At 65.2% G+C, this 23,013-nt stretch carries 27 protein-coding genes; 12 read left to right on the top strand and 15 right to left on the bottom strand.

All coding sequences use genetic code 11. From position 1 onward, the window contains the following. The first annotated feature begins 104 nt into the window (after positions 1 to 104). On the top strand, positions 105 to 1,100 hold the full coding sequence (locus tag KI243_RS29025; RefSeq protein ID WP_177119573.1) for a LysR family transcriptional regulator: 996 nt from the start codon (positions 105 to 107) through the stop codon (positions 1,098 to 1,100). Here KI243_RS29025 and KI243_RS29030 read toward each other — a convergent pair. Beyond that, entirely contained in the window at positions 1,076 to 2,530 is a 1,455-nt protein-coding gene (locus KI243_RS29030; RefSeq protein ID WP_212810177.1) for an MFS transporter, read from the bottom strand. The genes KI243_RS29025 and KI243_RS29030 overlap by 25 nt on opposite strands. A gap of 360 nt (positions 2,531 to 2,890) precedes the next feature. Here KI243_RS29030 and KI243_RS29035 point away from each other — a divergent pair, with 360 nt between their 5' ends. The 3 genes from KI243_RS29035 (at position 2,891) to dxs (ending at position 6,045) form a co-directional block, all read left to right on the top strand. Next, positions 2,891 to 3,133, top strand: coding sequence for an exodeoxyribonuclease VII small subunit (locus KI243_RS29035; protein WP_017123293.1), 243 nt, complete (start codon positions 2,891 to 2,893; stop codon positions 3,131 to 3,133). After that, positions 3,130 to 4,017: a (2E,6E)-farnesyl diphosphate synthase gene (gene ispA, locus KI243_RS29040; RefSeq protein WP_177119575.1), complete on the top strand. Its 888-nt coding sequence runs from the start codon at positions 3,130 to 3,132 to the stop codon at positions 4,015 to 4,017. The genes KI243_RS29035 and ispA overlap by 4 nt, the downstream gene beginning before the upstream one ends. Positions 4,018 to 4,146: 129 nt before the next feature. Next, positions 4,147 to 6,045 carry a 1-deoxy-D-xylulose-5-phosphate synthase gene (dxs, locus tag KI243_RS29045; RefSeq protein WP_177127722.1) on the top strand — a complete coding sequence of 633 codons (1,899 nt, stop codon included), beginning with the start codon at positions 4,147 to 4,149 and terminating at the stop codon, positions 6,043 to 6,045. Between the two features lie 193 nt (positions 6,046 to 6,238). On the opposite strand, the gene KI243_RS29050 is transcribed toward dxs, so the two are convergent. The 11 genes from KI243_RS29050 to nrdR form a co-directional block, all read right to left on the bottom strand. Then, the gene (locus KI243_RS29050) at positions 6,239 to 6,658 is read right to left on the bottom strand and encodes an MFS transporter (protein WP_212810178.1); all 420 of its coding nucleotides are present in this window, start codon (positions 6,656 to 6,658) and stop codon (positions 6,239 to 6,241) included. After that, on the bottom strand, positions 6,655 to 7,272 hold the full coding sequence (ribA, locus tag KI243_RS29055) for a GTP cyclohydrolase II (protein ID WP_017123289.1): 618 nt from the start codon (positions 7,270 to 7,272) through the stop codon (positions 6,655 to 6,657). The genes KI243_RS29050 and ribA overlap by 4 nt, the downstream gene beginning before the upstream one ends. A 99-nt stretch (positions 7,273 to 7,371) precedes the next feature. Then, positions 7,372 to 8,142, bottom strand: a complete 771-nt coding sequence (locus KI243_RS29060; protein ID WP_212810179.1) for a transporter substrate-binding domain-containing protein — start codon at positions 8,140 to 8,142, stop codon at positions 7,372 to 7,374. 10 nt (positions 8,143 to 8,152) lie between these two features. Continuing rightward, the gene (locus KI243_RS29065; protein WP_017123287.1) at positions 8,153 to 8,656 is read right to left on the bottom strand and encodes a phosphatidylglycerophosphatase A; all 504 of its coding nucleotides are present in this window, start codon (positions 8,654 to 8,656) and stop codon (positions 8,153 to 8,155) included. Then, positions 8,653 to 9,618, bottom strand: coding sequence for a thiamine-phosphate kinase (thiL, locus tag KI243_RS29070; RefSeq protein WP_177146803.1), 966 nt, complete (start codon positions 9,616 to 9,618; stop codon positions 8,653 to 8,655). The genes KI243_RS29065 and thiL overlap by 4 nt, the downstream gene beginning before the upstream one ends. Before the next feature lie 18 nt (positions 9,619 to 9,636). Continuing rightward, the gene (nusB, locus tag KI243_RS29075) at positions 9,637 to 10,137 is read right to left on the bottom strand and encodes a transcription antitermination factor NusB (protein ID WP_017123285.1); all 501 of its coding nucleotides are present in this window, start codon (positions 10,135 to 10,137) and stop codon (positions 9,637 to 9,639) included. Continuing rightward, the gene (gene ribE / locus KI243_RS29080) at positions 10,134 to 10,610 is read right to left on the bottom strand and encodes a 6,7-dimethyl-8-ribityllumazine synthase (RefSeq protein WP_017123284.1); all 477 of its coding nucleotides are present in this window, start codon (positions 10,608 to 10,610) and stop codon (positions 10,134 to 10,136) included. Before ribE ends, nusB begins: the two co-directional genes overlap by 4 nt. 91 nt (positions 10,611 to 10,701) lie before the next feature. Next, positions 10,702 to 11,793: a bifunctional 3,4-dihydroxy-2-butanone-4-phosphate synthase/GTP cyclohydrolase II gene (gene ribBA, locus KI243_RS29085; protein WP_017123283.1), complete on the bottom strand. Its 1,092-nt coding sequence runs from the start codon at positions 11,791 to 11,793 to the stop codon at positions 10,702 to 10,704. 16 nt (positions 11,794 to 11,809) lie between these two features. Then, positions 11,810 to 12,472, bottom strand: a complete 663-nt coding sequence (locus KI243_RS29090; RefSeq protein ID WP_017123282.1) for a riboflavin synthase — start codon at positions 12,470 to 12,472, stop codon at positions 11,810 to 11,812. Between the two features lie 45 nt (positions 12,473 to 12,517). Then, positions 12,518 to 13,657 carry a bifunctional diaminohydroxyphosphoribosylaminopyrimidine deaminase/5-amino-6-(5-phosphoribosylamino)uracil reductase RibD gene (gene ribD, locus KI243_RS29095; RefSeq protein ID WP_177083890.1) on the bottom strand — a complete coding sequence of 380 codons (1,140 nt, stop codon included), beginning with the start codon at positions 13,655 to 13,657 and terminating at the stop codon, positions 12,518 to 12,520. Then, entirely contained in the window at positions 13,654 to 14,118 is a 465-nt protein-coding gene (gene nrdR, locus KI243_RS29100; protein ID WP_177083888.1) for a transcriptional regulator NrdR, read from the bottom strand. Before nrdR ends, ribD begins: the two co-directional genes overlap by 4 nt. A gap of 139 nt (positions 14,119 to 14,257) precedes the next feature. Here nrdR and KI243_RS29105 point away from each other — a divergent pair, with 139 nt between their 5' ends. The 3 genes from KI243_RS29105 to trxA all read left to right on the top strand — a co-directional run bounded on the left by KI243_RS29105 (position 14,258) and on the right by trxA (position 16,313). After that, on the top strand, positions 14,258 to 14,713 hold the full coding sequence (locus KI243_RS29105; protein ID WP_042934186.1) for a YbaY family lipoprotein: 456 nt from the start codon (positions 14,258 to 14,260) through the stop codon (positions 14,711 to 14,713). Then, complete coding sequence (locus KI243_RS29110) at positions 14,710 to 15,366, top strand: 50S ribosomal protein L11 methyltransferase (protein ID WP_212810180.1); 657 nt, start codon at positions 14,710 to 14,712, stop codon at positions 15,364 to 15,366. Before KI243_RS29105 ends, KI243_RS29110 begins: the two co-directional genes overlap by 4 nt. Before the next feature lie 74 nt (positions 15,367 to 15,440). Beyond that, positions 15,441 to 16,313 carry a thioredoxin gene (gene trxA, locus KI243_RS29115; protein ID WP_177146805.1) on the top strand — a complete coding sequence of 291 codons (873 nt, stop codon included), beginning with the start codon at positions 15,441 to 15,443 and terminating at the stop codon, positions 16,311 to 16,313. Between the two features lie 138 nt (positions 16,314 to 16,451). Here trxA and KI243_RS29120 read toward each other — a convergent pair whose 3' ends face one another. Continuing rightward, positions 16,452 to 16,796, bottom strand: a complete 345-nt coding sequence (locus tag KI243_RS29120) for a hypothetical protein (RefSeq protein ID WP_212811260.1) — start codon at positions 16,794 to 16,796, stop codon at positions 16,452 to 16,454. Between the two features lie 147 nt (positions 16,797 to 16,943). On the opposite strand from KI243_RS29120, the gene KI243_RS29125 reads away from it, so the two are divergent. The 5 genes from KI243_RS29125 (at position 16,944) to KI243_RS29145 (ending at position 20,989) form a co-directional block, all read left to right on the top strand. Further along, positions 16,944 to 17,543 (top strand): DUF2796 domain-containing protein, encoded by a 600-nt coding sequence (locus KI243_RS29125; protein ID WP_177109566.1) that lies wholly within the window; start codon positions 16,944 to 16,946, stop codon positions 17,541 to 17,543. A gap of 129 nt (positions 17,544 to 17,672) precedes the next feature. Further along, the gene (locus tag KI243_RS29130) at positions 17,673 to 18,383 is read left to right on the top strand and encodes an ABC transporter ATP-binding protein (RefSeq protein ID WP_017123274.1); all 711 of its coding nucleotides are present in this window, start codon (positions 17,673 to 17,675) and stop codon (positions 18,381 to 18,383) included. Between the two features lies 1 nt (position 18,384). Further along, positions 18,385 to 19,650, top strand: coding sequence for an ABC transporter permease (locus KI243_RS29135; protein WP_017123273.1), 1,266 nt, complete (start codon positions 18,385 to 18,387; stop codon positions 19,648 to 19,650). A gap of 26 nt (positions 19,651 to 19,676) precedes the next feature. Then, positions 19,677 to 20,195, top strand: a complete 519-nt coding sequence (locus KI243_RS29140) for a DUF3299 domain-containing protein (RefSeq protein ID WP_177084538.1) — start codon at positions 19,677 to 19,679, stop codon at positions 20,193 to 20,195. A 95-nt stretch (positions 20,196 to 20,290) separates the two neighbouring features. After that, positions 20,291 to 20,989, top strand: a complete 699-nt coding sequence (locus tag KI243_RS29145) for an OmpW family outer membrane protein (RefSeq protein WP_017123271.1) — start codon at positions 20,291 to 20,293, stop codon at positions 20,987 to 20,989. 62 nt (positions 20,990 to 21,051) lie between these two features. On the opposite strand, the gene KI243_RS29150 is transcribed toward KI243_RS29145, so the two are convergent. After that, the gene (locus KI243_RS29150; RefSeq protein ID WP_017123270.1) at positions 21,052 to 21,981 is read right to left on the bottom strand and encodes an NAD-dependent epimerase/dehydratase family protein; all 930 of its coding nucleotides are present in this window, start codon (positions 21,979 to 21,981) and stop codon (positions 21,052 to 21,054) included. Further along, complete coding sequence (locus KI243_RS29155; RefSeq protein ID WP_083875227.1) at positions 21,974 to 22,858, bottom strand: sugar nucleotide-binding protein; 885 nt, start codon at positions 22,856 to 22,858, stop codon at positions 21,974 to 21,976. The genes KI243_RS29150 and KI243_RS29155 overlap by 8 nt, the downstream gene beginning before the upstream one ends. Positions 22,859 to 23,013: the final 155 nt, after the last annotated feature.

Genomic DNA, 23,013 nt, shown 5'->3' on the forward strand with positions numbered 1-23,013 from the left:
TTCGCCGAATCTGCACAACAATCATCGGCAACGGAACCTGCATCACCGATTGCCCGCGGCGCCGGCTCGGCACAGAATTCGTCATCGCCACCGGAGCCCCGTGAATGATTGCTTTCGACCGCCTCGACCTCAACCTGCTGCGGGTCTTCGATGCCGTGATGGAGGAGCGCAGCGTCCTGCGAGCCAGCCAGCGCCTGCACCTCAGCCAGTCGGCGGTCAGCCATGCGCTGTCACGCCTGCGCGACAGTGTCGGCAAGGAGATCTTCGTGCGCACCGGCAAGGGCATGACACCGACCCACTACGCCTTCGAGATCAGCGGCGCGGTACGTGAAGCCCTGCAGAACATCAGCGCGGTACTGACCCGGGCGACCACCGCTTTCGACCCGGCGTCGGCCCGGCGCTCGTTCGTGATCGCCGCCAGCGACTATTCGTCGACCGTGCTGCTGCCACCGTTCAATCGCCTGCTGGCCGCCGAGGCACCCGGCATCAATCTGGTGATCACCCCGTCGACCCGCCTGGACCTGGCCGAACAGCTCGACCTGGGGCGTATCGATATCGCCCTCGGCATGTTCCAGGACCGGCCGGAACGCCTGCGTTCGCACACCCTGTGGCAGCAGGAAGAAGTCCTGGTGACCGGCAGACACCACCCGACCGCGCAACGCGCCATCACCCTGCAGGACATGGCGACCTATGCCCTGGTGGTGATGTCGCTGGGGACCGCCGCCGACGGCGCGCCACCGAGCTATATCCTGGAACGCGGCCTGTCCCGGCAAACCGACGGCTACGACCGCGCAGCCCTTGAAAGCGCCCTGGAAACCCTCGGCCTGCAGCCGCGCCGGCAGGTATTGATTCCGCATTTCATGGCCATTCCGATGCTGCTGGAAGACAGCGACCTGATGGCCATCGTCCCCCGTCCGCTCGCCGCCGTATTCAGCCGGACCCTGGGCCTGGTGACCCAGGAACTGCCCTATCACTGCGTGTCCAGGTCGCTGGAACTGATCTGGCACAGCCACAATGATGCAGACCCGGCCCAGCGCTGGCTGCGCTCACAGTTGAGCGAGGTGGCCAGCCGGGTTCAGGAAGCCGCGTCAGCCGCCTGAAGTCGTTCCCGTCGGCGGGTATGGCGCGAGGTGAAGAACAGCACCAGCAGCGCCAGCGCGAAAAACGCCGCGGAACTGGTCGCCCCCACCGACAACGCCTGGCTCAGGGCCTGACGGGCCTGGGCATCGGCCCCCGCCGCCAGCGGCTGCGGCGACAACCGCGCGGCCATGCCGACAATCGCGATGATCACCGCCGTGCCAAGGGAACCGCCGACCTGGTGGGCGACGTTGACCAGGCCGGACGCGGCCCCGGCATTCTGCGGTTCCACCCCGGCGATCCCGGCGCTGGTCAGCGGCACGAAGGCCGCCCCGCAGCCGATACCGAGAATGATCAACGGCAGCATCAACCGCGGGAAGTAGTCCACTTCGCTACCCAGCCCGGTGAGCATCAGCATGCCCACCAGCGCCGTGCCCAGGCCGAAGAACAGCATCGTCGAGGCACTGATATGCCGCGCCAGCCACTTCACGCCGTACATCGACATGGCGAACTGGGTGATGGTCAACGCCAGAAACGCTTCACCGGCCTTGAGCGCGCTGTAGCCGAGCACCTCCTGCACGTACTGGATCAGGAAAAAATAGGTGCCGACCATACCGCCCACCAGCAACATCCGGCCGATATAGGCGCCGGAACGCTCGGCGCTGGCGAACAGGTGCAAGGGCATGATCGGTTGCTCGGCCCGACGTTCGATCCAGACAAACAGGGTCAGCAGCACCAGGGCACAGGCCAGGGCGATCAGGGTCGGTGCATCGTCCCAGCCCTGGGCACCGGCGCGGACAAAGCAGTAGACCAGCGCGCTCATGCCCAGGGTGACTGTCAACGCGCCGGACAGGTCGAAATGCCCGGTATGTCGCTCGGTTTCCTTCAGATAACGCCAGGCCAGCAGGAACAGGCCGATGCCCACCGGCAGGTTGATAAACATCACCCAGCGCCAGGACAGCATGTCGGTCAATACCCCACCGAGCACCAGCCCGACCGCGCCACCGCCGCCGGACACCGCCGTGTAGAAGCTGATCGCCCGCAGCCGCTGGGGACCGGCGGCGAAGTGGGTCATCATCAGGGCCAGGGTCGACGGCGCGAGGAACGCCGCGGCGATGCCCTGCACGCCACGGGCAATCAGCAACTCGTGGGCCGATTGCGCCAGCCCGCCGAGCAGCGAGGCCAGGGTGAAGACCGTGACGGCGACGATAAATACCCGGCGCCGTCCGAGCAGGTCGCCGGAACGGGCGCCGAGCAGCATCATCCCGCCAAAGGTCAGGGTGTAGGCGTTCTGTACCCAGGTCAGGTCGGGCAGCGACAGGTCCAGGGCTTTCTGGATATGTGGCAGCGCGGTGTAGAGCACCGTCACGTCGAGCACTATCATCAGTTGGCAGGCCAGGATGATCAGCAACAGAACACCGGACCCGGGAGTACGAGCGGAAGAAGACGCCATGGATGACAGCCTTATGTGTAGAAGCGCAGGAGAATATCGGGGGCGACGAGAGGGCGGTCCATGTCGATCATTCATCCTTGATCGATGGACTACTATAAAGAGACGACTTTGTACCGACTAGCGGGACAAACCGGGATGCCCCTCGCCAGGAATCGGGATAATCCCCCACCTGTGGGAGCCGCTTGCTGGCGATGGCGTCCGCAAGGATGATGCAAGCTTCAAGGGCCTCATTGCTGGCAAGCCAGCGCCTACAAGGGATAGGTGGCCCGTCAGGACCGTGACTGCAACTCCCTCGCATTTGCCCCGAAACCCGCTGTCTGCTAGTGTCGCGCCGGTTTAACGCCTATCGAGATCGCCGCCATGGCCCGCAAAAAAGTTTCCCTGGATTTCGAACAATCCCTTGCTGACCTGCAAACGCTGGTCGAGCGCCTGGAGAACGGCGAGCTGTCGTTGGAAGACTCGTTGACCGCTTTCGAACAAGGCATCCGCCTGACGCGCGACTGCCAGGGCGCCCTGGCCCAGGCCGAGCAAAAGGTGCAGATCCTGCTGGAGCGCGATGGCGAGCTGGCCGAAGAACCCTTCGACGCGGAACAGCCAGAATGATCAAAGCCTACCAGGACAGCAGCCAGCAACGGGTCAACGCCGCGCTGGACACGCTGTTCGTCGCCCCGAGCGGCGAACTCGCCCGCCTCTACGAAGCCATGCGCTACAGCGTGATGAACGGCGGCAAGCGTGTCCGCCCGCTGCTCGCCTACGCCGCCTGCGAAGCCCTCGGCGGCAAGCCGGAACAGGCCAATGGCGCGGCCTGCGCGGTGGAACTGATCCACGCCTACTCGCTGGTCCACGACGACCTGCCGGCCATGGACGATGACGATCTGCGTCGCGGCCAGCCGACCACCCACAAGGCCTTCGACGAAGCCTGTGCCATCCTCGCCGGCGACGGTTTGCAAAGCCTGGCCTTCAGCGCCCTGCTCGATCCGCGCCTGAGCAACCTGAGCGCCGAGATCCGCCTGACCATGGTCAGCACCCTGGCCCAGGCCGCCGGCCCCGCCGGCATGGTCGGAGGCCAGGCCATCGACCTCGGCTCGGTGGGCCTCAAGCTCGACCAGAAAGCCCTGGAATACATGCACCGGCACAAGACCGGCGCATTGATCGAGGCCAGTGTCGTCCTCGGCGCCCTCGCCAGCGGCGATGCGCAGAAAGACGAGCTCAAGTCGCTGCAGACCTACGCCCAGGCCATCGGCCTGGCATTCCAGGTGCAGGACGACATTCTCGACGTCGAGAGCGATACCGCGACCCTCGGCAAGCGCCAGGGCGCCGATATCGCCCGGGACAAGCCGACCTACCCGGCCCTGCTCGGCCTCGACAACGCCAAGGCCTACGCCCTGGAACTGCGCGACCAGGCGTTGCACACCCTGCGACCGTTTGACGCGGCCGCCGAACCGCTGCGCGAGCTGGCCCGCTATATCGTTGAACGGCGCAGCTGACCTGGCGTTGCCACGGGCCTTTCGCACCCGCGCGGGGCTCTCGTCCGACCCACCGATGTCACAGCGCGTGGGCAGCGTGCGCTCCATAAGGTAAACTGCCGCCTCTCCATACCTATAACGATTCGCCTGATGCCCACGACGTTCCATGAGATTCCCCGCAAGCGCCCGACCACGCCCCTGCTGGACCGTGCCGATACGCCGGCCGGCCTGCGCCGGTTGGGTGAAGCCGAGCTGGAAACCCTGGCCGATGAGTTGCGCCTGGAATTGCTCTATTCGGTCGGCCAGACCGGTGGACATTTCGGCGCCGGTCTCGGGGTCATCGAGCTGACCATCGCGTTGCATTACGTCTTCGACACCCCGGATGACCGGCTGGTGTGGGACGTGGGTCATCAGGCGTATCCGCACAAGATCCTGACCGGTCGGCGCGAACGGATGCATACCCTGCGCCAGAAGGACGGCCTGGCCGCCTTCCCGCGCCGCTCGGAGAGCGAGTACGACACCTTTGGCGTCGGCCACTCCAGCACCTCCATCAGCGCCGCCTTGGGCATGGCGATCGCCGCCCGCCTGCAGAACAGCGACCGCAAGGCCATCGCGGTGATCGGCGACGGCGCCCTGACCGCCGGCATGGCGTTTGAGGCGCTGAACCACGCGCCGGAAGTGGACGCCAACATGCTGGTGATCCTCAACGACAACGACATGTCGATCTCGCGCAATGTCGGCGGCCTGTCGAACTACTTGGCGAAGATTCTTTCCAGCCGCACCTACGCGAGCATGCGCGAGGGCAGCAAGAAAGTGCTCTCGCGCCTGCCCGGCGCCTGGGAAATCGCCCGTCGCACCGAAGAATACGCCAAGGGCATGCTGGTCCCCGGCACCCTGTTCGAAGAGTTGGGCTGGAACTATATCGGCCCCATCGACGGCCACGACCTGCCGACCCTGATCGCCACCCTGCGCAACATGCGTGACCTCAAGGGCCCGCAGTTCCTGCACGTGGTGACCAAGAAGGGCAAGGGCTTCGCCCCGGCGGAAGTCGATCCGATCGGCTATCACGCGATTACCAAGCTCGAACCCCTGGACGCTCCGGCGACCGCGCCGAAAAAGGCCGGCGGGCCGAAGTACTCCGGTGTGTTCGGCGAATGGCTGTGCGACATGGCCGCCGCCGATCCCCGCCTGGTGGGCATTACCCCGGCCATGAAGGAAGGCTCCGACCTGGTGGCCTTCAGCGAGCGTTTCCCGCTGCGCTACTTCGACGTGGCGATTGCCGAGCAGCACGCGGTGACCTTCGCCGCCGGCATGGCCTGCGAAGGCGCCAAGCCGGTGGTGGCGATCTACTCGACCTTCCTGCAGCGCGGTTATGACCAGTTGGTGCATGACGTCGCGGTGCAGAACCTCGACGTGCTGTTCGCCATCGATCGTGCCGGCCTGGTGGGCGAAGATGGCCCGACCCACGCCGGCAGTTTCGACCTGTCGTACCTGCGCTGCATCCCCGGCATGCTGGTGATGACCCCGAGCGACGAGAACGAACTGCGCAAGATGCTCAGCACCGGCCACCTGTACAACGGTCCGGCGGCCGTGCGCTACCCACGCGGCAACGGCCCGAACGCGACCATCGAGAAAGACCTGGAACCGATCGAGATCGGCAAGGGCGTGGTTCGCCGTCGGGGCAGCAAGGTCGCCCTGCTGGTGTTTGGCGTGCAACTGGCCGAAGCCCTGGTGGTGGCCGAGAAACTCGACGCGACCGTGGTCGACATGCGCTTCGTCAAGCCGCTGGATGAAGCCCTGGTGCGCGAGATCGCCGGCAGCCACGAACTGCTGGTGACCATCGAGGAAAACGCCATCATGGGCGGCGCCGGTGCGGCGGTCAGCGAGTTCCTGGCGCGCGACAACCTGCTCAAGCCGATCCTGCACCTGGGCCTGCCGGACACCTACGTGGAACACGCGAAGCCGGCACAGATGCTCGCCGAATGCGGACTGGATGTGGCGGGGATCGAAGCTTCGGTCACCGGGCGCATGCAACTGCTGGGGCTGTAAAAAACTCTCTCCCCTAGGGGAATCGGCTGGCCGGTTCCCGCAGGCGGTCGTATTGCCCGAAATGCCAGCGCGGCGGCCGGGTCTGAGGAAAGTCTGTTCGGGGTGATCTGGACGCCGGGACTCTGAATCGGGTGTCTCGATGGCCTGGCAGGGGTCGCTGCGGCTGGCAGCAGAATCGCCAGCCAGCGATGCGTCAGCCGAGTTGACGCGAAATGCGGTAGAGGTAGAACAGCACCACGGTGGACAGCACCAGCAAGACCAGTGGCACCGCCTCCAGGCCGACGAAGACCGCCAGGGTGCCGATCCAGGTCGGCAGTGCGGCCACTACCAGCGCCTTGCGCCGGACATTCGCCAGGGCGATCCAGGCCGCCGGTTCTTCGGGGGTATCCAGGGCAGCCTGGGTGGCGATCAGCGAACGCTTGTAGGCGCCGAAAAACCGCAGGCTGATAAACATCGAAGCCACGCCAGCAATGAAGAACGGCATCGCCAGCACCGGCAACAACGACTCCGACCGGGCGAAAAACCAGTTGGCGACAAACAGCGGCAACACACTCAGCACCAGTTGCTTGTACCAGCCGATCGCCAGCCGGCGCTTGACCTGACCACGGGTCACGCCGGATCGGCCTCGCTCTGGTGCTCATTGCCCATCATGTGGCCGAGCTTGCCGGCCTTGGTGGCCAAGTAGAGTTTGTTGTGCGGGTTGTGACCGGTGTGCAACGGCACGCGCTCGGCGACGGTGATGCCCATGTCGGTCAACGCCTTGACCTTGCGCGGGTTGTTGGTCATCAGGCGCAGGGACTGGATGCCCAGGTGTTCGAGCATCGGCAGGCAGATGGCGTAGTCGCGCTGGTCGGCGGCAAAGCCCAGGCGCTCGTTGGCCTCGACCGTGTCGGCACCGCCATCCTGCAACTCGTAGGCACGGATCTTGTTCATCAGGCCGATGCCACGGCCTTCCTGGCGCAGGTACAGCAGGACGCCACGTCCTTCGCGGGCAATTGCCTGCAAGGCGGCTTCCAGTTGCGAACCACAGTCGCAACGCTGGCTGAACAAGGCATCGCCAGTCAGGCATTCGGAGTGCACGCGGCCAAGAACCGGTGCACCATCAGCCACATCCCCGAGCGTCAGCACGACGTGTTCACGACCGGTGGCTTCTTCGAGAAAGCCGTTCATGGTGAAGGTCGCAAAAGGGGTGGGCAGTTTGGAAGCGGCGACGAAAACGACGGGCACCGTGTGCTCCTGATCAGTATGAGGACTGGAAATTCGCAGAGGTCGCATTGTAACAGGAGGTTCCTACAGACGCTTAGGCCGAATTATCCATGATAACTATCAATAAGTTTGATTGGTTGCCGCCGGGGTACTGCCGGTTTCGAACGGATAAGGTTGTTTCCAGCGCTCGAACAGATGGCGCAACCGATCGCCCTTGACCAGCTCATCCATCCGCTGGTCATACAGGGCCAGCAACGCCCGTCCCCGCTCGCTGTCGGAAAAACCGAGGTACAGCGGCAGTTCCAGCAGGTGGGTACGCCGGAAGACCGTGGGATCCGGGGCCTGGCCGAGGACATAGTCGACCTCGGCCACGGCGTCGATGTAGTAGTCGGCACGACTGTGCTGCAGCATCGAGAGGATGCCGTCGCGACGGCGGACCTCGTTGAAGTGGCGCACATTGGGCAGGTAGTCCTGGTACTTGTAGCCGCGCACCCAGGCCAGGCGATAGGCACCCAGGGTTTCCAGGCTGGGGGCCGGGTTGCTGGCCAGCCCCAGGGCGTAGATATGGTCGGTATCGAAGTTCCAGCGCGGGTACAGGGCGTCGCTGATTTCCTTGCTGTAGGAGCCGACCCAGGCATCCGCCTCGCCGCGCTCCACCAGGCCGACCGAGCGGATGTAGGGTTCGCTGCGGATCTCGACCTTGACGCCCCGGGGTTCGAATATCTCCCGCAGCACATCCCAGGCCAGCCCGCTGCCATCGGCATTGGTGTAGTCGATCCACTCCTCGCTGACCAGGCGGATCTGCGTGGGCAGGCCCGGGTTCTCAGCGGCCCAGGCCAGCGGACAGAGCAACAGCGATAACAGCAGCCCCCACAAGCGACAGCCAGACATACCCAATCCCTCAGGTAAGGAAATGCACCAATCCCTGCATGGCCAGCCAGGCGAACACCCCGGCCAGCACGTCATCCAGCATGATCCCCACGCCGCCATGCACATGCCGGTCGATCCAGCGGATCGGCCACGGCTTGAGGATGTCGAAGAAGCGGAACATCAGGAACCCCGCCAACAGCCAGTACCAGCCTTCCGGCACCAGCCAGAGGGTGATCCACATGCCGACCATTTCGTCCCAGACGATGCCTTCGTGGTCATGCACCCGCAGATCGTCGGCCACCTTGCCGCACAGCCAGAAGCCGAACAGCATGGTGATGCCGAGCATCAGCCAGTAACCCCAGTCCGGCAACATCTGCCATAACGGGATAAAGGGTAGCGCAACCAGCGACCCCCAGGTGCCCGGGGCCTTGGGCAAGGTGCCGGAGCCGAAGCCGAAGGCGAGGAAATGCCAGGGATTGCGCCACACCGACGGTGGCACGAATTCAGCGGGGACCTGTTTGGGATGATCTGTCACGGTGTCTCCGGAAAATGTTGGTAGCCCCGGATCTGCGGGGTGATGTCCTGGCCGTCGGCATCCAGCAGTGCCACGCCCTGTCCGGCGACCACCTGCCCGACCACCCGCACCGAAGGATGGTTGAGCAACAGTCCGGGCAGCTCAGCCGGTGGCAGGGTGAATGCCAGCACGTAGTCGTCACCGCCACTCAGCGCTGCATCCCCGGCTGAAGTCTGGCCGAGAAACGCCAGCAATGCCGGGGACAGTGGCAGCTTTTCGCGCTCGATCAGCAGACGCACGCCGGACGCGCTCGCGATATGCCCGCAATCGGCCAGCAGTCCATCGGAAATATCCAGCGCCGAGTTCGCCTTGCCGCGCAAGGCCAGGCCCAGGGCGAACTGCGGCCGAGGCGACCAGTAGTGGGCCAGCAGCGGCTCGGCAATTGCCGGCGCGGCCGTGCGCTGGCCCAGCACCAACGGCAAGGCGCCTGCCGCATTGCCCAGTTCGCCGCCCACGCACAGCAGGTCGCCAACCTGCGCACCGCCGCGGGTCAGTGCCTGCCCGACCGGCACCCGGCCAAACACCGTCAGTGTCAGGCTCAGGGGGCCGCGCGTGGTATCCCCCCCCACCAGCCGCAGGGCACAGTGCTGCGCCATCTGGTTCAACCCTTGGGCGAACGCCTGCAACCAGCCCGCGTCGTTATGCGCCAGGGTCAGGGCAAGGGTAAAGGCAATGGGCGTGGCGCCCATGGCGGCCAGGTCACTGGCGGCGACGGCCAGCGCGCGCTGTCCAAGCAGGAAAGGATCGCAGGGGTCGGAGAAATGCACCCCGGCCACCAGGGTATCGGTGGAAACCGCCAGCTGTTCCCCGAGAGGAACACTGAGCAGGGCGCAGTCGTCGCCGATCCCCAGGTCAACACCTTCGCCGGCCTGCGCACAGGGCGCGGCGGCAAAGAAGTTGCGGATCAGCTCGAACTCACCCATGGGAAGTGCAAGCGCCTGTCAGCGCTTGAACGCCTTCACTTCGGCTTCGCGCAGGTTCGGTGCCAGCTTGTCGAGCACACCGTTGACGAACTTGTGACCGTCGGTGGAACCGTAGACCTTGGCCAGTTCGATCCCTTCGTTGATCACCACGCGGTACGGTACGTCGACGCGCTTGAGCAGTTCCCAGGTGGACAGGCGCAGGACCGCCAGTTCGACCGGGTCCAGTTCGTCGATCTCGATGTCCAGGCACGGCTTGAGCGCGGTGTCGATCTCGCTCTTGAACTGCGGCACGCCGTGGAGGATTTCACGGAAGTAGGCGCCGTCGACATCGCTGAAGTCGTTATCGACCCGGAACTGCGCTTCGATTTCGTTCAGCGACTGCTTGGCCATGTGCCATTGGTAGAGTGCCTGGGTCGCGAGCTGACGGGCTTCGCGACGCTTGGCGCTCTTGGACGGCTTGCCGCTGCCTTCAGGCTTCGGATCGCGCGGGTTGAAACGATCGCTTTCGTCGCTAATCACACCGCCTCCAACTGCGACAGCAGGCTGACCATTTCCAGGGCGGACAGGGCAGCTTCGGCACCTTTGTTGCCGGCCTTGGTGCCGGAACGCTCGATGGCCTGCTCGATGGAGTCAACGGTCAGTACGCCGAAGGCTACCGGCACGCCAAACTCCATGGACACCTGGGCCAGGCCCTTGGTGCACTCGCCGGCGACGTATTCGAAGTGCGGGGTACCGCCACGAATGACCGCACCGAGGGCGATGATTGCCGAGAAATCGCCTTTCTGGGCGACTTTCTGCGCGACCAGCGGGATTTCGAAGGCGCCAGGTGCGCGGATGAGGGTGATGTCGCTTTCGCTCACACCGTGACGAACCAGGGCGTCAACGGCACCGCTCACCAGGCTTTCGACGACGAAGCTGTTGAAGCGGCCGACCACCAGGGCATAGCGGCCTTTAGGGGCGATGAAGGTACCTTCGATGGTCTTCAGGGTCATTCGACAAATCTCTTAAAGAGCCGGGACGCGTCAAGTACGCGCCCCTCAGTGATATTTGAACCGCGAATCAAGGCCGGCACCCGCCAGCCTTTTATTCGGAGGGCACGTATTCTACTACTTCCAGGTCGAAACCGGATATCGCATTGAACTTCATCGGTGCGCTCATCAGGCGCATCTTGCGCACACCGAGGTCGCGCAGGATCTGCGAACCGGCACCGACAATGCTGTAGGTGGTCGGTTTTTTCGCCGGCGCGTGGTCGGCGGTTTCACGGATATGCGCCAGCAGCACGTCGCCATCCAGCGGATGCCCGAGCAGCAGCACCACCCCGCTGCCCGCCTCGGCCACCGCGGCCATGGCGGCCCGCAGGCTCCAGCGACCCGGTTGCTTGACCATCAGCAGGTCGCGCAGCGGGTCCATGTTGTGCACGCGAACCAGGGTCGGCTCTTCGGCGCAGACATTGCCCAGGGTCAGGGCCATGTGCACGTCGCCTTCGACCGAATCACGATAGGTCACCAGGGTGAAATGACCCAGTTCGCTGTCCAGCGGCTGCTCGGCAATCCGCTGAACGGTACGTTCGTGGATCATCCGGTAGTGGATCAGGTCGGCGATGGTGCCGATCTTGATGTTGTGTTCGGCGGCAAAAGTCTCGAGTTCGGCACGACGGGACATGGTGCCGTCGTCGTTCATCACTTCGCAGATCACGCCGCTCGGTTCGAAACCGGCCATGCGCGCCAGGTCGCAGGCGGCCTCGGTGTGGCCGGCGCGAGCCAGGGTGCCACCGGGCTGGGCCATCAGCGGGAAGATGTGGCCGGGGCTGACGATGTCTTCGGCCTTGGCATCCCTGGCGGCCGCCGCTTGCACGGTGCGCGCGCGGTCGGCGGCGGAGATGCCGGTGGTGACGCCTTCGGTGGCCTCGATCGAGACGGTGAACTTGGTGCCGAAACCGGAACCGTTGCGCGGCGCCATCAGTGGCAGCTTGAGCAGCTCGCAACGCTCGCGGCTCATCGGCATGCAGATCAGGCCGCGGGCGTGCTTGGCCATGAAGTTGATGTGCTCGGCCTTGCAGCATTCGGCGGCCATGATCAGGTCGCCTTCGTTCTCGCGGTCTTCGTCATCCATGAGGATGACCATCTTGCCCTGGCGAATGTCTTCGACCAGCTCTTCAATCGTGTTGAGCGCCACGCGGCACCCCCTTCTTTCAAGACTTGAGGTAGCCGTTGGCGGCCAGGAAACTTTCGGTGATGCCACCGCTCGACGGCTCGGCAGCCTTGTCGCCCAGCAGCAGGCGCTCCAGGTAACGGGCCAGCAGGTCGACTTCGAGGTTGACCTGACGACCGGGACGGTAGTCGGCCATGATGGTTTCGGCCAGGGTGTGCGGGACGATGGTCAGCTCGAACTCGGCGCCATTCACCGCGTTGACCGTCAGGCTGGTGCCGTCGACGGTGATCGAACCCTTGTGGGCGATGTACTTGGCCAGGTCTTTCGGCGCACGGATGCGGAACTGGATGGCCCGGGCGTTTTCTTCACGGGCCACGACTTCGCCGACACCGTCGACGTGACCGCTGACCAGGTGACCGCCGAGACGGGTGGTCGGGGTCAGGGCCTTTTCCAGGTTGACCCGGCTGCCGGCCTTCAATTCGTTGAACGCGGTGCAGTCCAGGGTTTCGCGGCTGACGTCAGCCCAGAAACCGTCGCCCGGAAGTTCCACGGCGGTCAGGCACACGCCATTGACCGCGATGCTGTCGCCGAGCTTGACGTCGCCCAGGTCGAGCTTGCCGGTTTCTACATAGACCCGCACGTCGCCGCCTTTTGGGCTCAGCGCACGGATACTGCCGATGGATTCGATAATGCCGGTAAACATGAAATCCTCCTCGAGAACGAGCCAGCGCAGGGCGCAAGCCGCAAATTATACGCCGGGTGCCGGGTCAGGTATCGCGGTGACTCGCCAGTCATCGCCCACCGCGCGCATTTCAGTGATTTTCAGCCGTGGCGCCTCGCTCATCCGCTCCAGCGGCCAGTCCAGCAACGGACGCGCGCTGGAGCCGAGGAACCTGCCGGCGACAAAGATCTGGTATTCGTCCACCAGGCCTTGTCGGGCAAACGCCCCGGCCAGGCGCGGGCCGGCCTCGACCAGCAGTTCGTTGACGCCACGGGCCGCCAGCAGGCCGAGCAACTGGCGCAGGTCGACCTGACCATCGCTGCCCGGCACGCTCAGGACTTCATGCCCGGCGGCCTGGTAGTCGGCGCTGACGGTCGTTGCGCAGGTCACCACCAGTGCCGGACCGGCCAGGAAGAAGGCCGCATCCAACGGCACCCGCAGGCGCCCGTCGATCAGCACCCGCAACGGCGGCCGGCGTTCGGCCAGGGCCGTGAGTTCGGGGTCCAGGCCCAGTTCGGCGGGGCGCACGGTCAGCCGGGCCTTGTCGGCCAGCACCGTATCGGCGCCGGTAAGCACCACGCTGGACTGGGCCCGCAGCCGCTGCACCGCGGAACGCGCGGCAGGACCGGTGATCCACTGGCTTTCACCACTGGCCATGGCGGTGCGACCGTCGAGGCTCATCGCCAGCTTGACCCGCACGAACGGCAGGCCATGTTCCATGCGCTTGAGGAAACCCTGGTTGATCGCCCGCGCTTCACCTTCGAGCACGCCGCTGTGCACCGCGATCCCGGCGTCGGCCAGGCGCTTGAGGCCGCGCCCGGCGACTTCCGGATTCGGGTCCTGCATGGCCGCGACCACCCGGCCCACGCCGGCCTTGACCAGCGCATCGGCGCAGGGCGGCGTACGCCCGAAGTGGCTGCACGGTTCCAGCGTCACGTAGGCCGTCGCGCCACGGGCGTTTTCGCCCGCCTCGCGCAAGGCATGCACTTCGGCATGGGGCTCACCGGCGCGCACATGCCAGCCTTCGCCGACCACCACGCCGTCGCGCACGATCACGCAACCGACCCGCGGGTTCGGGTGCGTCGAGTAGCGCCCCTTGCGGGCCAACTCCAGGGCGCGGGCCATGTAGTGGGCGTCGAGCACCGCCTGTTCGCTGGAAAGACTCATTCCTTGGCGGGCTCCCGGGCGAGGCGGTCGATCTCTTCACGGAACTCGTTGAGGTCCTGGAAGCGACGATAGACCGAGGCGAAACGGATGTAGGCGACTTCGTCGAGTTTCTGCAACTCGGCCATCACCAGTTCGCCGACGATCAGCGACTTGATCTCGCGCTCGCCGGTCGCCCGCAGCTTGTGCTTGATGTGCACCAGCGCGGCTTCCAGGCGCTCGACACTCACCGGGCGCTTTTCCAGGGCCCGCTGCATACCGGCGCGGAGTTTTTCTTCGTCGAAGGGCTGGCGGCTGCCGTCCTGCTTGATCAGGCGCGGCAAAACCAGTTCGGCGGTTTCAAAGGTGGTGAAACGCTCACCGCAGGCCAGGCATTCACGCCGGCGGCGCACCTGTTCGCCCTCGGCGACCAGACGCGAGTCGATGACTTTGGTGTCGTTGGCACCGCAGAAGGGACAGTGCATGGTGGCAGGCAACAAAAAATGGGAGGGCCATGGTAGCGCATCCCCGTGGCAAGACAAGCCATAGGGTTTGCGGTATACAGTCGGCAGACTAACGTTATCCCATCAGAACCGCCGTTTTCTGCCTCAGTTGGAGCTGTAGATGTCAGTACGACCGCTTGTTTTGCTCAGTCTCGCCGGCCTGCTTGTCGCTTGCGGCAGCGCCCCCAAGCCCGTGCCGGCACCCGTCCCCCAGGTCCAGACGCAAAAACCGGTCAGCCCCTACGAAGAACTCGGCCCGCTGCCGGCGTTCCAGCGTGAACTGAGCGGCACCCTGCTCGGCGTGCCGGCCAATGCCGAGGTCGAACTGGCCCTGCTGGTGATCGATGAGCGTGGTCGTCCGCAACAATTGCTGGCCAGCAGCAAGATCAATGGTACCGGCCAGGCGCTGCCGTTCCGCCTGCGCTTCAATCCGGAGGTGTTTCCGCCGAACAGCCGTGTCGAACTGCGCGGCCGGGCCAGCCAGTCCGGGCAACTGATCCTGCACCTGCCCTCCGTATCGGTGACCCAGCCGACCACCCAGGCCATGGGCCAACTGCAATTCGTCGGCGCACCATGAATCCACCGCTCGACCTGCAACAGTCACTGAGCGGGCTGCTGGGGGATGCGCGACTGGTGGCCTGCCCTCTGCCGCAGACCGACCTGCAGTTGTGGCTGATCGACGCCGGAAACATGGACCGCGCCTTCAGCTCGGAAGAGACCCTGCGGATCCTGCACGAGCCACCCTACTGGAGTTTCTGCTGGGCCAGCGGCCTGGCCCTGGCCCGCTACCTGGCTGAACGCCCCCACTGGGTGGCTGGCAAGCGGGTGCTGGATTTCGGTGCCGGCTCCGGCGTGGCGGCGATTGCCGCGGCCAGGGCCGGGGCACTGGAAGTGGTGGCCTGCGACCTCGATCCGCTGGCGCTGGCCGCGTGCCAGGCGAATGCCGCGCTCAATGGCGTGGAGCTGAGTTATTCCGCGGACTTTTTCGCCGAGAGCGACCGCTTCGACCTGATCCTGGTCGCCGACGTCCTCTATGACCGGGAAAACCTGCCACTGCTGGATCAGTTCCTCAGCCGTGGCCGCGAAACGCTGGTGGCCGACTCACGGGTACGGGACTTCCGTCACCCGTTGTACCGGCGCCTGGAAATGCTCGAAGCCCTGACCCTGCCGGACCTGATGGAGCCGCACGAGTTTCGCCAGGTCAGCCTGTACCACGCCAGCCGGCCCTGAGGCGCAACCGCCGCTTTCGGCCAACCCGCCCCAGGCCTTATAGTTGCACCATTCCACGCTCTTCGAGATTCCCGATGACTCAGGACACGCCCTACATCTTCGACGCCACCGCCCTGAACTTCGACCAGGCGGTGATCCAGAACTCGTTCCACAAACCGGTGCTGGTGGATTTCTGGGCCGAATGGTGTGCGCCCTGCAAGGCGCTGATGCCGATGCTGCAACAGATCGCCGAGAGCTATCAGGGCGAACTGCTGCTGGCCAAGGTCGACTGTGACGCCGAGCAGGACATCGTCGCCCGCTTCGGTATCCGCAGCCTGCCGACCGTGGTGCTGTTCAAGGACGGCCAGCCGGTGGACGGCTTCGCCGGGGCCCAGCCGGAGTCGGCGGTACGCGCCATGCTCGAACCCCATGTACAGATGCCGCCGCCGGCCGCAGCCGATCCGTTCGAGCAGGCCCAGGCGCTGTTCGCCGAAGGCCGGATCGCCGACGCCGAAGCGGTCCTGGTGGCGCTGCTGGGCGAAGACAACAGCAACGCCAAGGCGCTGATCCTGTATGCCCGCTGCCTCGCCGAGCGGGGTGAGCTGGGCGAAGCGCAAAGCGTGCTCGAGGCGGTCAAGGGCGACGAACACAAGGCAGCCCTGGCCGGCGCCAAGGCCCAGCTGACGTTCCTGCGCCAGGCCGCCGACCTGCCGGATGCCGCCGAATTGAAAGCCCGCCTGGCGCAGGATCCGCAAGACGACGAGGCGGTCTACCAACTGGCAATCCAGCAACTGGCCCGCCAGCAGTACGACGCCGCGCTGGATGCCCTGCTCAAGCTGTTCACCCGCAATCGCGGCTACAGCGAAGGCCTGCCCCACAAGACCCTGTTGCAAGTGTTCGACCTGCTGGGCAACGACCATCCGCTGGTGACCACCTACCGGCGCAAGTTGTTCGCGGCGTTGTACTAGGTTCTGTACGAAAACGGCCTGCGCGGCGATGCAGGCGCCGCAGTGCAGCCGTCAGACCGCGTTATCGTTCATCGCCAGCAAGCCGGCGCCTACAGGATCCCTGTCGTATGCAGGCGAGACAAGGTCCGTGCCCGCCGGTCAACCCCCGACCCAGCTGTAGAGCGGTGAATCAGCGCCGCTCAGCACTTTGATCTCGGCGCAATGCCGCAGGCGCACCAGCAGCCGCTTGGCGGCCGCGGTGCTGCCCGTCAAGCCTTCCAGTTGCTCCAGCAACTCCGGCCCGCTGATCTGCCCGGCCTGACGCACCAGATCCCTGGTCAACTGCCAGAGCGCATCGTCCTGGCTCACCGGCCTGGCCGCCACCACCGGCTCCTGCGGCGTCTCCACCTGCAACTGCGCGCCAAGCCGGGCCCAATCGCCGTCATCCAGCTCCACTGTCAAATCCACCGGCCACTCGCCGATGGTTCCGCGAATCCGCACCATAAAACCGTCCTCGATACCCTTGACCGAATAGTCCTGCGCGCATGCTCCCATGGGTCAGCCGGATCGCCAAGCGAGTGGCCGCAAGCGCGATAAATTGTTATAAGATCACATAACAAAACACCCTCTCGTCGTTTCCGGAGAAACGCTATGCGCCGCCTGCTTCTCGCCCTGCCTTTTGCCTTGCTGCCCCTGGTCGCCGCCCAGGCCCATGAAAAAGAACATGGCAGCCTCGGCGCCCACGAACATGGTGTCGGCCGCTTGAACGCAGCCCTCGACGCACAGACCCTGGAGCTGGAACTGCAAAGCCCGGCGATGAACCTGGTGGGCTTCGAGCACGCGGCCACCAGCGACGCCGACAAGGCCAGGGTCGCCGCCGTGCGCGCCCTGCTCGACAAGCCGCTGGCGCTGTTCAACCTGCCCGGGGAGGCCGGTTGCGTGGTCGCCAACCAGGAACTGGAAAGTCCGCTGTTCGGTGATCCGGCCCCGGAAGACGCCGACCACGATGACGATGACGATGACGACGATCACGCCAAGGGCACCGACGAGCACGAACATCATCACGACCACAGCGAAATCCACGCCCACTACCAGTTCACCTGCAGCACCCCGCAGGCCCTCAAGCAGCTCGACCTGAGCCAGGTCTTCAAGACCTTCCCCGCGACCCAGAAAATTCAGGTACAACTCATCTCGCCAAGCGGCCAGCAGGGCGTGGATGCGACGCCGAAGGCCGCCACCCTGAAGTTCTGACATCCATGAATCCTGTGGGAGCGGGCTTGCCCGCGAAGAAGGTGACCCGGTTCCCGTGTGATACCGCATGACCACGCTTCGCGGGCAAGCCCGCTCCCACAGGGGTATGCCCCACATGAATCGGCTCCCATGACCCAAGCACTTATCGAACTGTCCGACCTGGGCTTCAACTGGCCCGGTCACCCGCAGTTGCTGGACATTCCCGCGTTCCGCCTGGAGCCCGGCGAGACCCTGTTTCTCAAGGGCCCCAGCGGCAGCGGCAAGACCACCCTGCTCGGCCTGCTGGGCGGCGTGCAGAAGCCCAGCCGGGGCAGCATCCGCCTGCTCGGCCAGGAACTGACCGAACTCGGAGCCGGCGCCCGCGACCGCTTTCGCGTCGATCACACCGGCTACATTTTCCAGCAGTTCAACCTGCTACCGTTTCTCTCTGTGCGCGAGAACGTCGAACTGCCCTGCCATTTTTCCAAACTGCGCGCCAGCCGAGCCAGTCAACGCCACGGCAGCATCGACCAGGCCGCGGCAACCCTGCTCGCTCACCTCGGCCTGAAGGACCCGGCATTGCTCGAACGGCGTGCCGACTCCCTGTCCATCGGCCAGCAACAACGGGTCGCCGCCGCCCGCGCACTGATCGGCCAGCCGGAACTGGTGATCGCCGACGAGCCGACCTCGGCCCTCGACTACGACGCCCGCGAAGCCTTTATCCGCCTGTTGTTCGCCGAGTGCCGGGAAGCCGGTTCCAGCCTGCTGTTCGTCAGCCACGACCAGAGCCTGGCACCGCTGTTCGATCGTCACCTGTCCCTGGCCGAACTGAATCGCGCGGCCGCGCCCGCGGAGGTTTGAGATGTATCTGTTACGACTGGCCCTGGCCAGCCTGGCCAACCGCCGCTTTACCGCCATTCTCACGGCCTTTGCCATCGCCCTTTCGGTCTGTCTGCTGCTGGCCGTGGAACGCGTGCGCACCGAGGCCCGCGCCAGCTTCGCCAGCACCATCAGCGGCACCGACCTGATCGTCGGCGCCCGCTCGGGCTCGGTGAACCTGCTGCTGTATTCGGTGTTCCGCATCGGCAACGCCACCAACAACATCCGCTGGGACAGCTACGAGCATTTCGCCAGCAACCCGCAGGTGAAATGGGCCATCCCGATCTCCCTCGGCGACTCCCATCGCGGCTACCGGGTGATGGGCACCAACGAGTCCTATTTCGAGCATTACCAGTACGGTCACCAGCAGAGCCTGGAACTGGCCACCGGCCGCGCCTTCGCCAGCGATCCTTTCGAAGTGGTGCTCGGCGCCGAAGTCGCCGACGCCCTGCACTACAAGCTCGGCGACAAGCTGGTGCTGGCCCATGGCGTCGCGGCCATCAGCCTGGTCAAGCACGATGACAAGCCGTTCACCGTGGTCGGCATTCTCAAGCGCACCGGGACGCCGGTGGACCGCACGCTGCATATCAGCCTCGGCGGCATGGAAGCGATCCACATCGACTGGCACAACGGCGTACCGGCCCGCGGCGCAGGGCGGATCAGCGCCGACCAGGCGCGCAACATGGACCTCACGCCCCAGGCGATCACGGCCTTCATGCTCGGCCTCAAGAGCAAGATCGCGACCTTCGCCGTACAGCGCGAGATCAACGAGTTCCGGGGCGAGCCGATGCTGGCGATCCTGCCGGGCGTGGCCTTGCAGGAACTCTGGAGCCTGATGGGCACGGCGGAAAAGGCCTTGTTCGTGGTCTCGCTGTTCGTGGTGCTGACCGGCTTGATCGGCATGCTCACGGCGATCCTCACCAGCCTCAACGAGCGTCGCCGGGAGATGGCGATCCTGCGTTCGGTAGGCGCGCGGCCTTGGCATATCGCCAGCCTGCTGGTGCTGGAAGCCTTTGCCCTGGCGTTGTCCGGGGTGGTCGCCGGGGTGGGCCTGCTGTACCTGTGCATCGCCCTGGCCCAGGGTTATGTGCAGTCGAACTACGGGCTGTACCTGCCGCTGTCCTGGCCAAGCGAATATGAATGGACGCTGCTCGGCGGTATCCTCGTCGCCGCCCTGTTGATGGGTAGCGTGCCGGCCTGGCGCGCCTATCGACAATCCCTGGCCGATGGCCTGTCCATCCGTTTATGAGTGTCTGTGCGATGAAAAAGCCTGTGTTGTCCCACCTGCTGCTGGCGCTGCTGTTGCTCGCGCCCCTGCCCTCATGGGCCAAGGACGAGCCGCGGGAGCTGGCCTGGCAGGAGATGATTCCGCCGGACGCACCGCCGGAAGTCCCGGACATGCGCCCGCTGCATGACCTGTCGCAGTTGGGCAACATGGACCCCGAGGCCGCCCCGGCGGCCAGGCAGGACCTGCCGAATGCCCCGGTGGTCAAGGCCCTCGATGGTCAGCATGTGCGCCTGCCGGGTTATATCGTGCCGCTGGAAGTGAGTGAGGAAGGCCGCACCACCGAGTTCCTGCTGGTGCCGTATTTCGGCGCCTGCATCCATGTGCCGCCACCGCCGTCGAACCAGATCGTGCATGTGACCAGCGAGCTGGGGGTCAAGCTCGACGAGCTGTACCAGCCGTACTGGATCGAGGGCGAGTTGCAGGTCAAGCCGAGCACCAGCGAGCTGGCGGATGCCGGCTATAGCATGGAGGCGCAGAAGATCTACGTGTACGAGTTGCCGGAATAAGGCAACTCGCCTTTCATTGAGCTGAGTCAAAGACCGGATCAGCTCGCTCTTTACCATTGGCTCCAGTGAATTCGAAACGTCCTCTGGAGCCTCCCATGCACAAGTCCCTGCTCAGCGCGTCCCTCGTCGCGCTCGCCCTCGCCGCCCCGCTCGCCCATGCCCACGATGCCGGTGACATCATCGTTCGCGCCGGGGCGATCACGGTCAATCCGAAAGCCGACAGTTCCAGCGTCAAGGTCGACCGCGGCCCGCTGGCCGGCGCCGACCTCGGCGGCAAGGCGACCATGAGCAGCGACACCCAGCTGGGCCTGAACTTCGCCTACATGCTCACCGATCACGTCGGCCTCGAACTGCTGGCCGCCACCCCGTTCGAACACGACGTGAAACTCAAGAATACCGCCCTCGGCGCCGCCAACGGCAAGCTCGGCACCCTCAAGCACCTGCCGCCGACCCTGAGCGTGGTGTACTACCCGCTCGACAACAAGTCGGCGTTCCAGCCCTATGTCGGTGCAGGCATCAACTACACCTGGATCTACGACGAGCACGTCGGCAGCGAAGCCAATGCCGCCGGCTTCGACAATTTCCGCGCGAAGAATTCCTGGGGCGTGGCCTGGCAGGTCGGTGCCGACTACATGCTCACCGACAACGTGATGATCAACGCCCAGGTCCGCTACATCGACATCGACACCACCGCCTACGTGGACAACAATGCCGTGGCCGGCGGCACCCGTGCCAAGGTCAATGTCGACGTGGACCCGATGGTCTACATGGTCGGCCTGGGCTACAAGTTCTAAGCCCACCCCGGAATGAAAAAAGGCGCCTCGAGAGGCGCCTTTTTCATTACCCGCGCCAGCTCTCAGCGCCCCAGCAACCGCGCCAGTCCCACGCTCATCGGCGTCGGCTCGGGGAAGGCGAAGCGCTCCAGCAGGCGCCGGTTGTTCGCCCGGGAATGGCGGATATCGCCGGAGCGGGCCGGGGCGAATGTCACCGGCGGCAAGGGACCGACGACTTCGCCCAGGGCCTGCAGCATCTGGTTGAGGGTGGTGGAGCGGTTCAGGCCGACGTTGATCGCGCCCTCCTGCACCTGCGGCGCCTCGAGCGCCTGCACCAGGACCTGCACCAGGTCGCCGACATAGATGAAGTCGCGGGTCTGCTCGCCATCGCCGAACACAGTGATCGGCAGACCTTTCTCGGCGCGCTCGCTGAAGATGCTGATGACCCCGGAATACGGCGAGGACGGATCCTGGCGCGGCCCGAAGACATTGAAGAAACGGAAGATCACCGGTTCCAGGCCATGCTGGCGGCGGTAGAAGTCGAAGTAGTATTCGCTGGCCAGCTTGTCCGAGGCATAGGGCGTCAGCGGCGCCTTGGGCGTGTCCTCGTCGATCGACTCACCTTCGCCGTTGTTGCCGTAGACCGCTGCGCTGGAGGCGAAGATCACCCGCTTCACGCCGGCCTCGCGCATGGCTTCGCAGACATTCAGGCTGCCGATGAAATTGCTCTGGTGCGTGCGCACCGGATCGTCCACCGAAGCTTGCACCGACGCCACCGCCGCCAGGTGCACTACCGCCTGGCAACCGAGCATGGCCCGGGCGACCAGCGCGGCATCGGCCACATCACCTTCGATCAGCTCGACCCGCGGGTCGTCCAGGGCCAGGTTGCCGCGCTTGCCGGTGGACAGGTCGTCCAGCACGCGGATCGAGTAACCCTTGGCCAGCAGCCGCTCGGCAAGGTTGGAGCCGATGAAGCCGGCCCCGCCGGTGATCAGAATCGGCGCATCAGCCATGACGATAGAACCTGTCCAGTAAAGCCGGCAGTCCGGCGCGCCAGGCGCGGGGCTTGATGCCGAAGGTGTGAAGGATTTTCTTGCAGGCCAGCACCGCATGCTGCGGCTCTTCGGCGGCATCCGGGCGGGCCGCGTGGGCCTGGGCGGTCGGTGCCTCGATCGCCAGCGCATGGAAATTGCGGGCTTCGCCGAGGATCGCCTGCCCCAGTGCCAGCGGCGTGGTCGCCTCATGGCCGGCATAGTGATAGGTACCCCACAACGGCGCCGCGCAATCGAGCTGCTTGAGCACCGAGATGATCACCCGCGCCGCGTCGTCCACCGGCGTCGGATTGCCGCGCCGGTCATCGGCCATCAGCAATTCTTCGGGGCGCTCGGCGCGGGCGAGGAAACGCCCCAACGCGCCGTCGATGCTGTCGTCCAGCAGCCAGCCGAAACGCAGCAGCACATGTTGCGGGCAGGTCGCGCGCACGCTCTGCTCGATACGCCACAGCGCCTGGCCGCGCAGGCCGAGGGGAACCGGTTCGTCTTTTTCGCTGTAGGCGGTCGCCCGCGAACCGTCGAACACCCGGTAGCTGGAGGGCTGCACCAGGACGATATTGTGATGCTGGCACAGTTCGGCCAGGCGCTCGACCGCGGATTCCTGGCTGGACAGGCGGGTTTCGCTCACCGCCTCCGCCTGGAACCAGTCGAAATAGTAAGCAAGGTTGATCAACGCATCGGGACGGGTGTCGTCGAGCAGTTGCGTCAGGCTCGCGGCATCCCAGCCGTCTTGCGGTGGGCGGGGGGCGAGGAAACCGATGTCTTCCTCTGCTCCCAGGCGAATCAGCGCCTGCCCGAGGGCATTCCCGCCGCCCAACAACATAAGGCGCATTCGCATAGATTCAGCAGGCCCAGGTCTGTTCAGAACGATGGAGGTTGGCGGCAAAACCGAGGTTTTCCCGTTGGCAATAACCACAATCGTTGCATTTTGCGGGTTTCGGATGCAACCGTCACGGGGAAAGTGCCTTGCGGTCCCCACAGCCTTGCACTTTA

Origin of the sequence: Pseudomonas sp. Ost2, assembly GCF_018326065.1 — a bacterium.
Lineage (GTDB): Bacteria > Pseudomonadota > Gammaproteobacteria > Pseudomonadales > Pseudomonadaceae > Aquipseudomonas > Aquipseudomonas gingeri.

Excerpts from the sequence above, each read along its gene's own strand:
- KI243_RS29030 (WP_212810177.1), bottom strand. The coding sequence starts at position 2,530 with ATGGCGTCTTCTTCCGCTCGTACTCCCGGGTCCGGTGTTCTGTTGCTG.
- KI243_RS29130 (WP_017123274.1), top strand. The coding sequence starts at position 17,673 with ATGACCCAAGCACTTATCGAACTGTCCGACCTGGGCTTCAACTGGCCC.
- ribD (WP_177083890.1), bottom strand. The coding sequence starts at position 13,657 with ATGAGTCTTTCCAGCGAACAGGCGGTGCTCGACGCCCACTACATGGCC.
- KI243_RS29105 (WP_042934186.1), top strand. The coding sequence starts at position 14,258 with ATGTCAGTACGACCGCTTGTTTTGCTCAGTCTCGCCGGCCTGCTTGTC.
- KI243_RS29155 (WP_083875227.1), bottom strand. The coding sequence starts at position 22,858 with ATGCGAATGCGCCTTATGTTGTTGGGCGGCGGGAATGCCCTCGGGCAG.
- KI243_RS29025 (WP_177119573.1), top strand. The coding sequence starts at position 105 with ATGATTGCTTTCGACCGCCTCGACCTCAACCTGCTGCGGGTCTTCGAT.
- KI243_RS29135 (WP_017123273.1), top strand. The coding sequence starts at position 18,385 with ATGTATCTGTTACGACTGGCCCTGGCCAGCCTGGCCAACCGCCGCTTT.
- KI243_RS29090 (WP_017123282.1), bottom strand. The coding sequence starts at position 12,472 with ATGTTTACCGGCATTATCGAATCCATCGGCAGTATCCGTGCGCTGAGC.
- thiL (WP_177146803.1), bottom strand. The coding sequence starts at position 9,618 with ATGGGTGAGTTCGAGCTGATCCGCAACTTCTTTGCCGCCGCGCCCTGT.
- KI243_RS29145 (WP_017123271.1), top strand. The coding sequence starts at position 20,291 with ATGCACAAGTCCCTGCTCAGCGCGTCCCTCGTCGCGCTCGCCCTCGCC.
- ribE (WP_017123284.1), bottom strand. The coding sequence starts at position 10,610 with ATGACCCTGAAGACCATCGAAGGTACCTTCATCGCCCCTAAAGGCCGC.
- KI243_RS29125 (WP_177109566.1), top strand. The coding sequence starts at position 16,944 with ATGCGCCGCCTGCTTCTCGCCCTGCCTTTTGCCTTGCTGCCCCTGGTC.
- KI243_RS29035 (WP_017123293.1), top strand. The coding sequence starts at position 2,891 with ATGGCCCGCAAAAAAGTTTCCCTGGATTTCGAACAATCCCTTGCTGAC.
- nrdR (WP_177083888.1), bottom strand. The coding sequence starts at position 14,118 with ATGCACTGTCCCTTCTGCGGTGCCAACGACACCAAAGTCATCGACTCG.
- KI243_RS29120 (WP_212811260.1), bottom strand. The coding sequence starts at position 16,796 with ATGGTGCGGATTCGCGGAACCATCGGCGAGTGGCCGGTGGATTTGACA.
- trxA (WP_177146805.1), top strand. The coding sequence starts at position 15,441 with ATGACTCAGGACACGCCCTACATCTTCGACGCCACCGCCCTGAACTTC.
- ispA (WP_177119575.1), top strand. The coding sequence starts at position 3,130 with ATGATCAAAGCCTACCAGGACAGCAGCCAGCAACGGGTCAACGCCGCG.
- dxs (WP_177127722.1), top strand. The coding sequence starts at position 4,147 with ATGCCCACGACGTTCCATGAGATTCCCCGCAAGCGCCCGACCACGCCC.
- KI243_RS29150 (WP_017123270.1), bottom strand. The coding sequence starts at position 21,981 with ATGGCTGATGCGCCGATTCTGATCACCGGCGGGGCCGGCTTCATCGGC.
- KI243_RS29060 (WP_212810179.1), bottom strand. The coding sequence starts at position 8,142 with ATGTCTGGCTGTCGCTTGTGGGGGCTGCTGTTATCGCTGTTGCTCTGT.
- KI243_RS29110 (WP_212810180.1), top strand. The coding sequence starts at position 14,710 with ATGAATCCACCGCTCGACCTGCAACAGTCACTGAGCGGGCTGCTGGGG.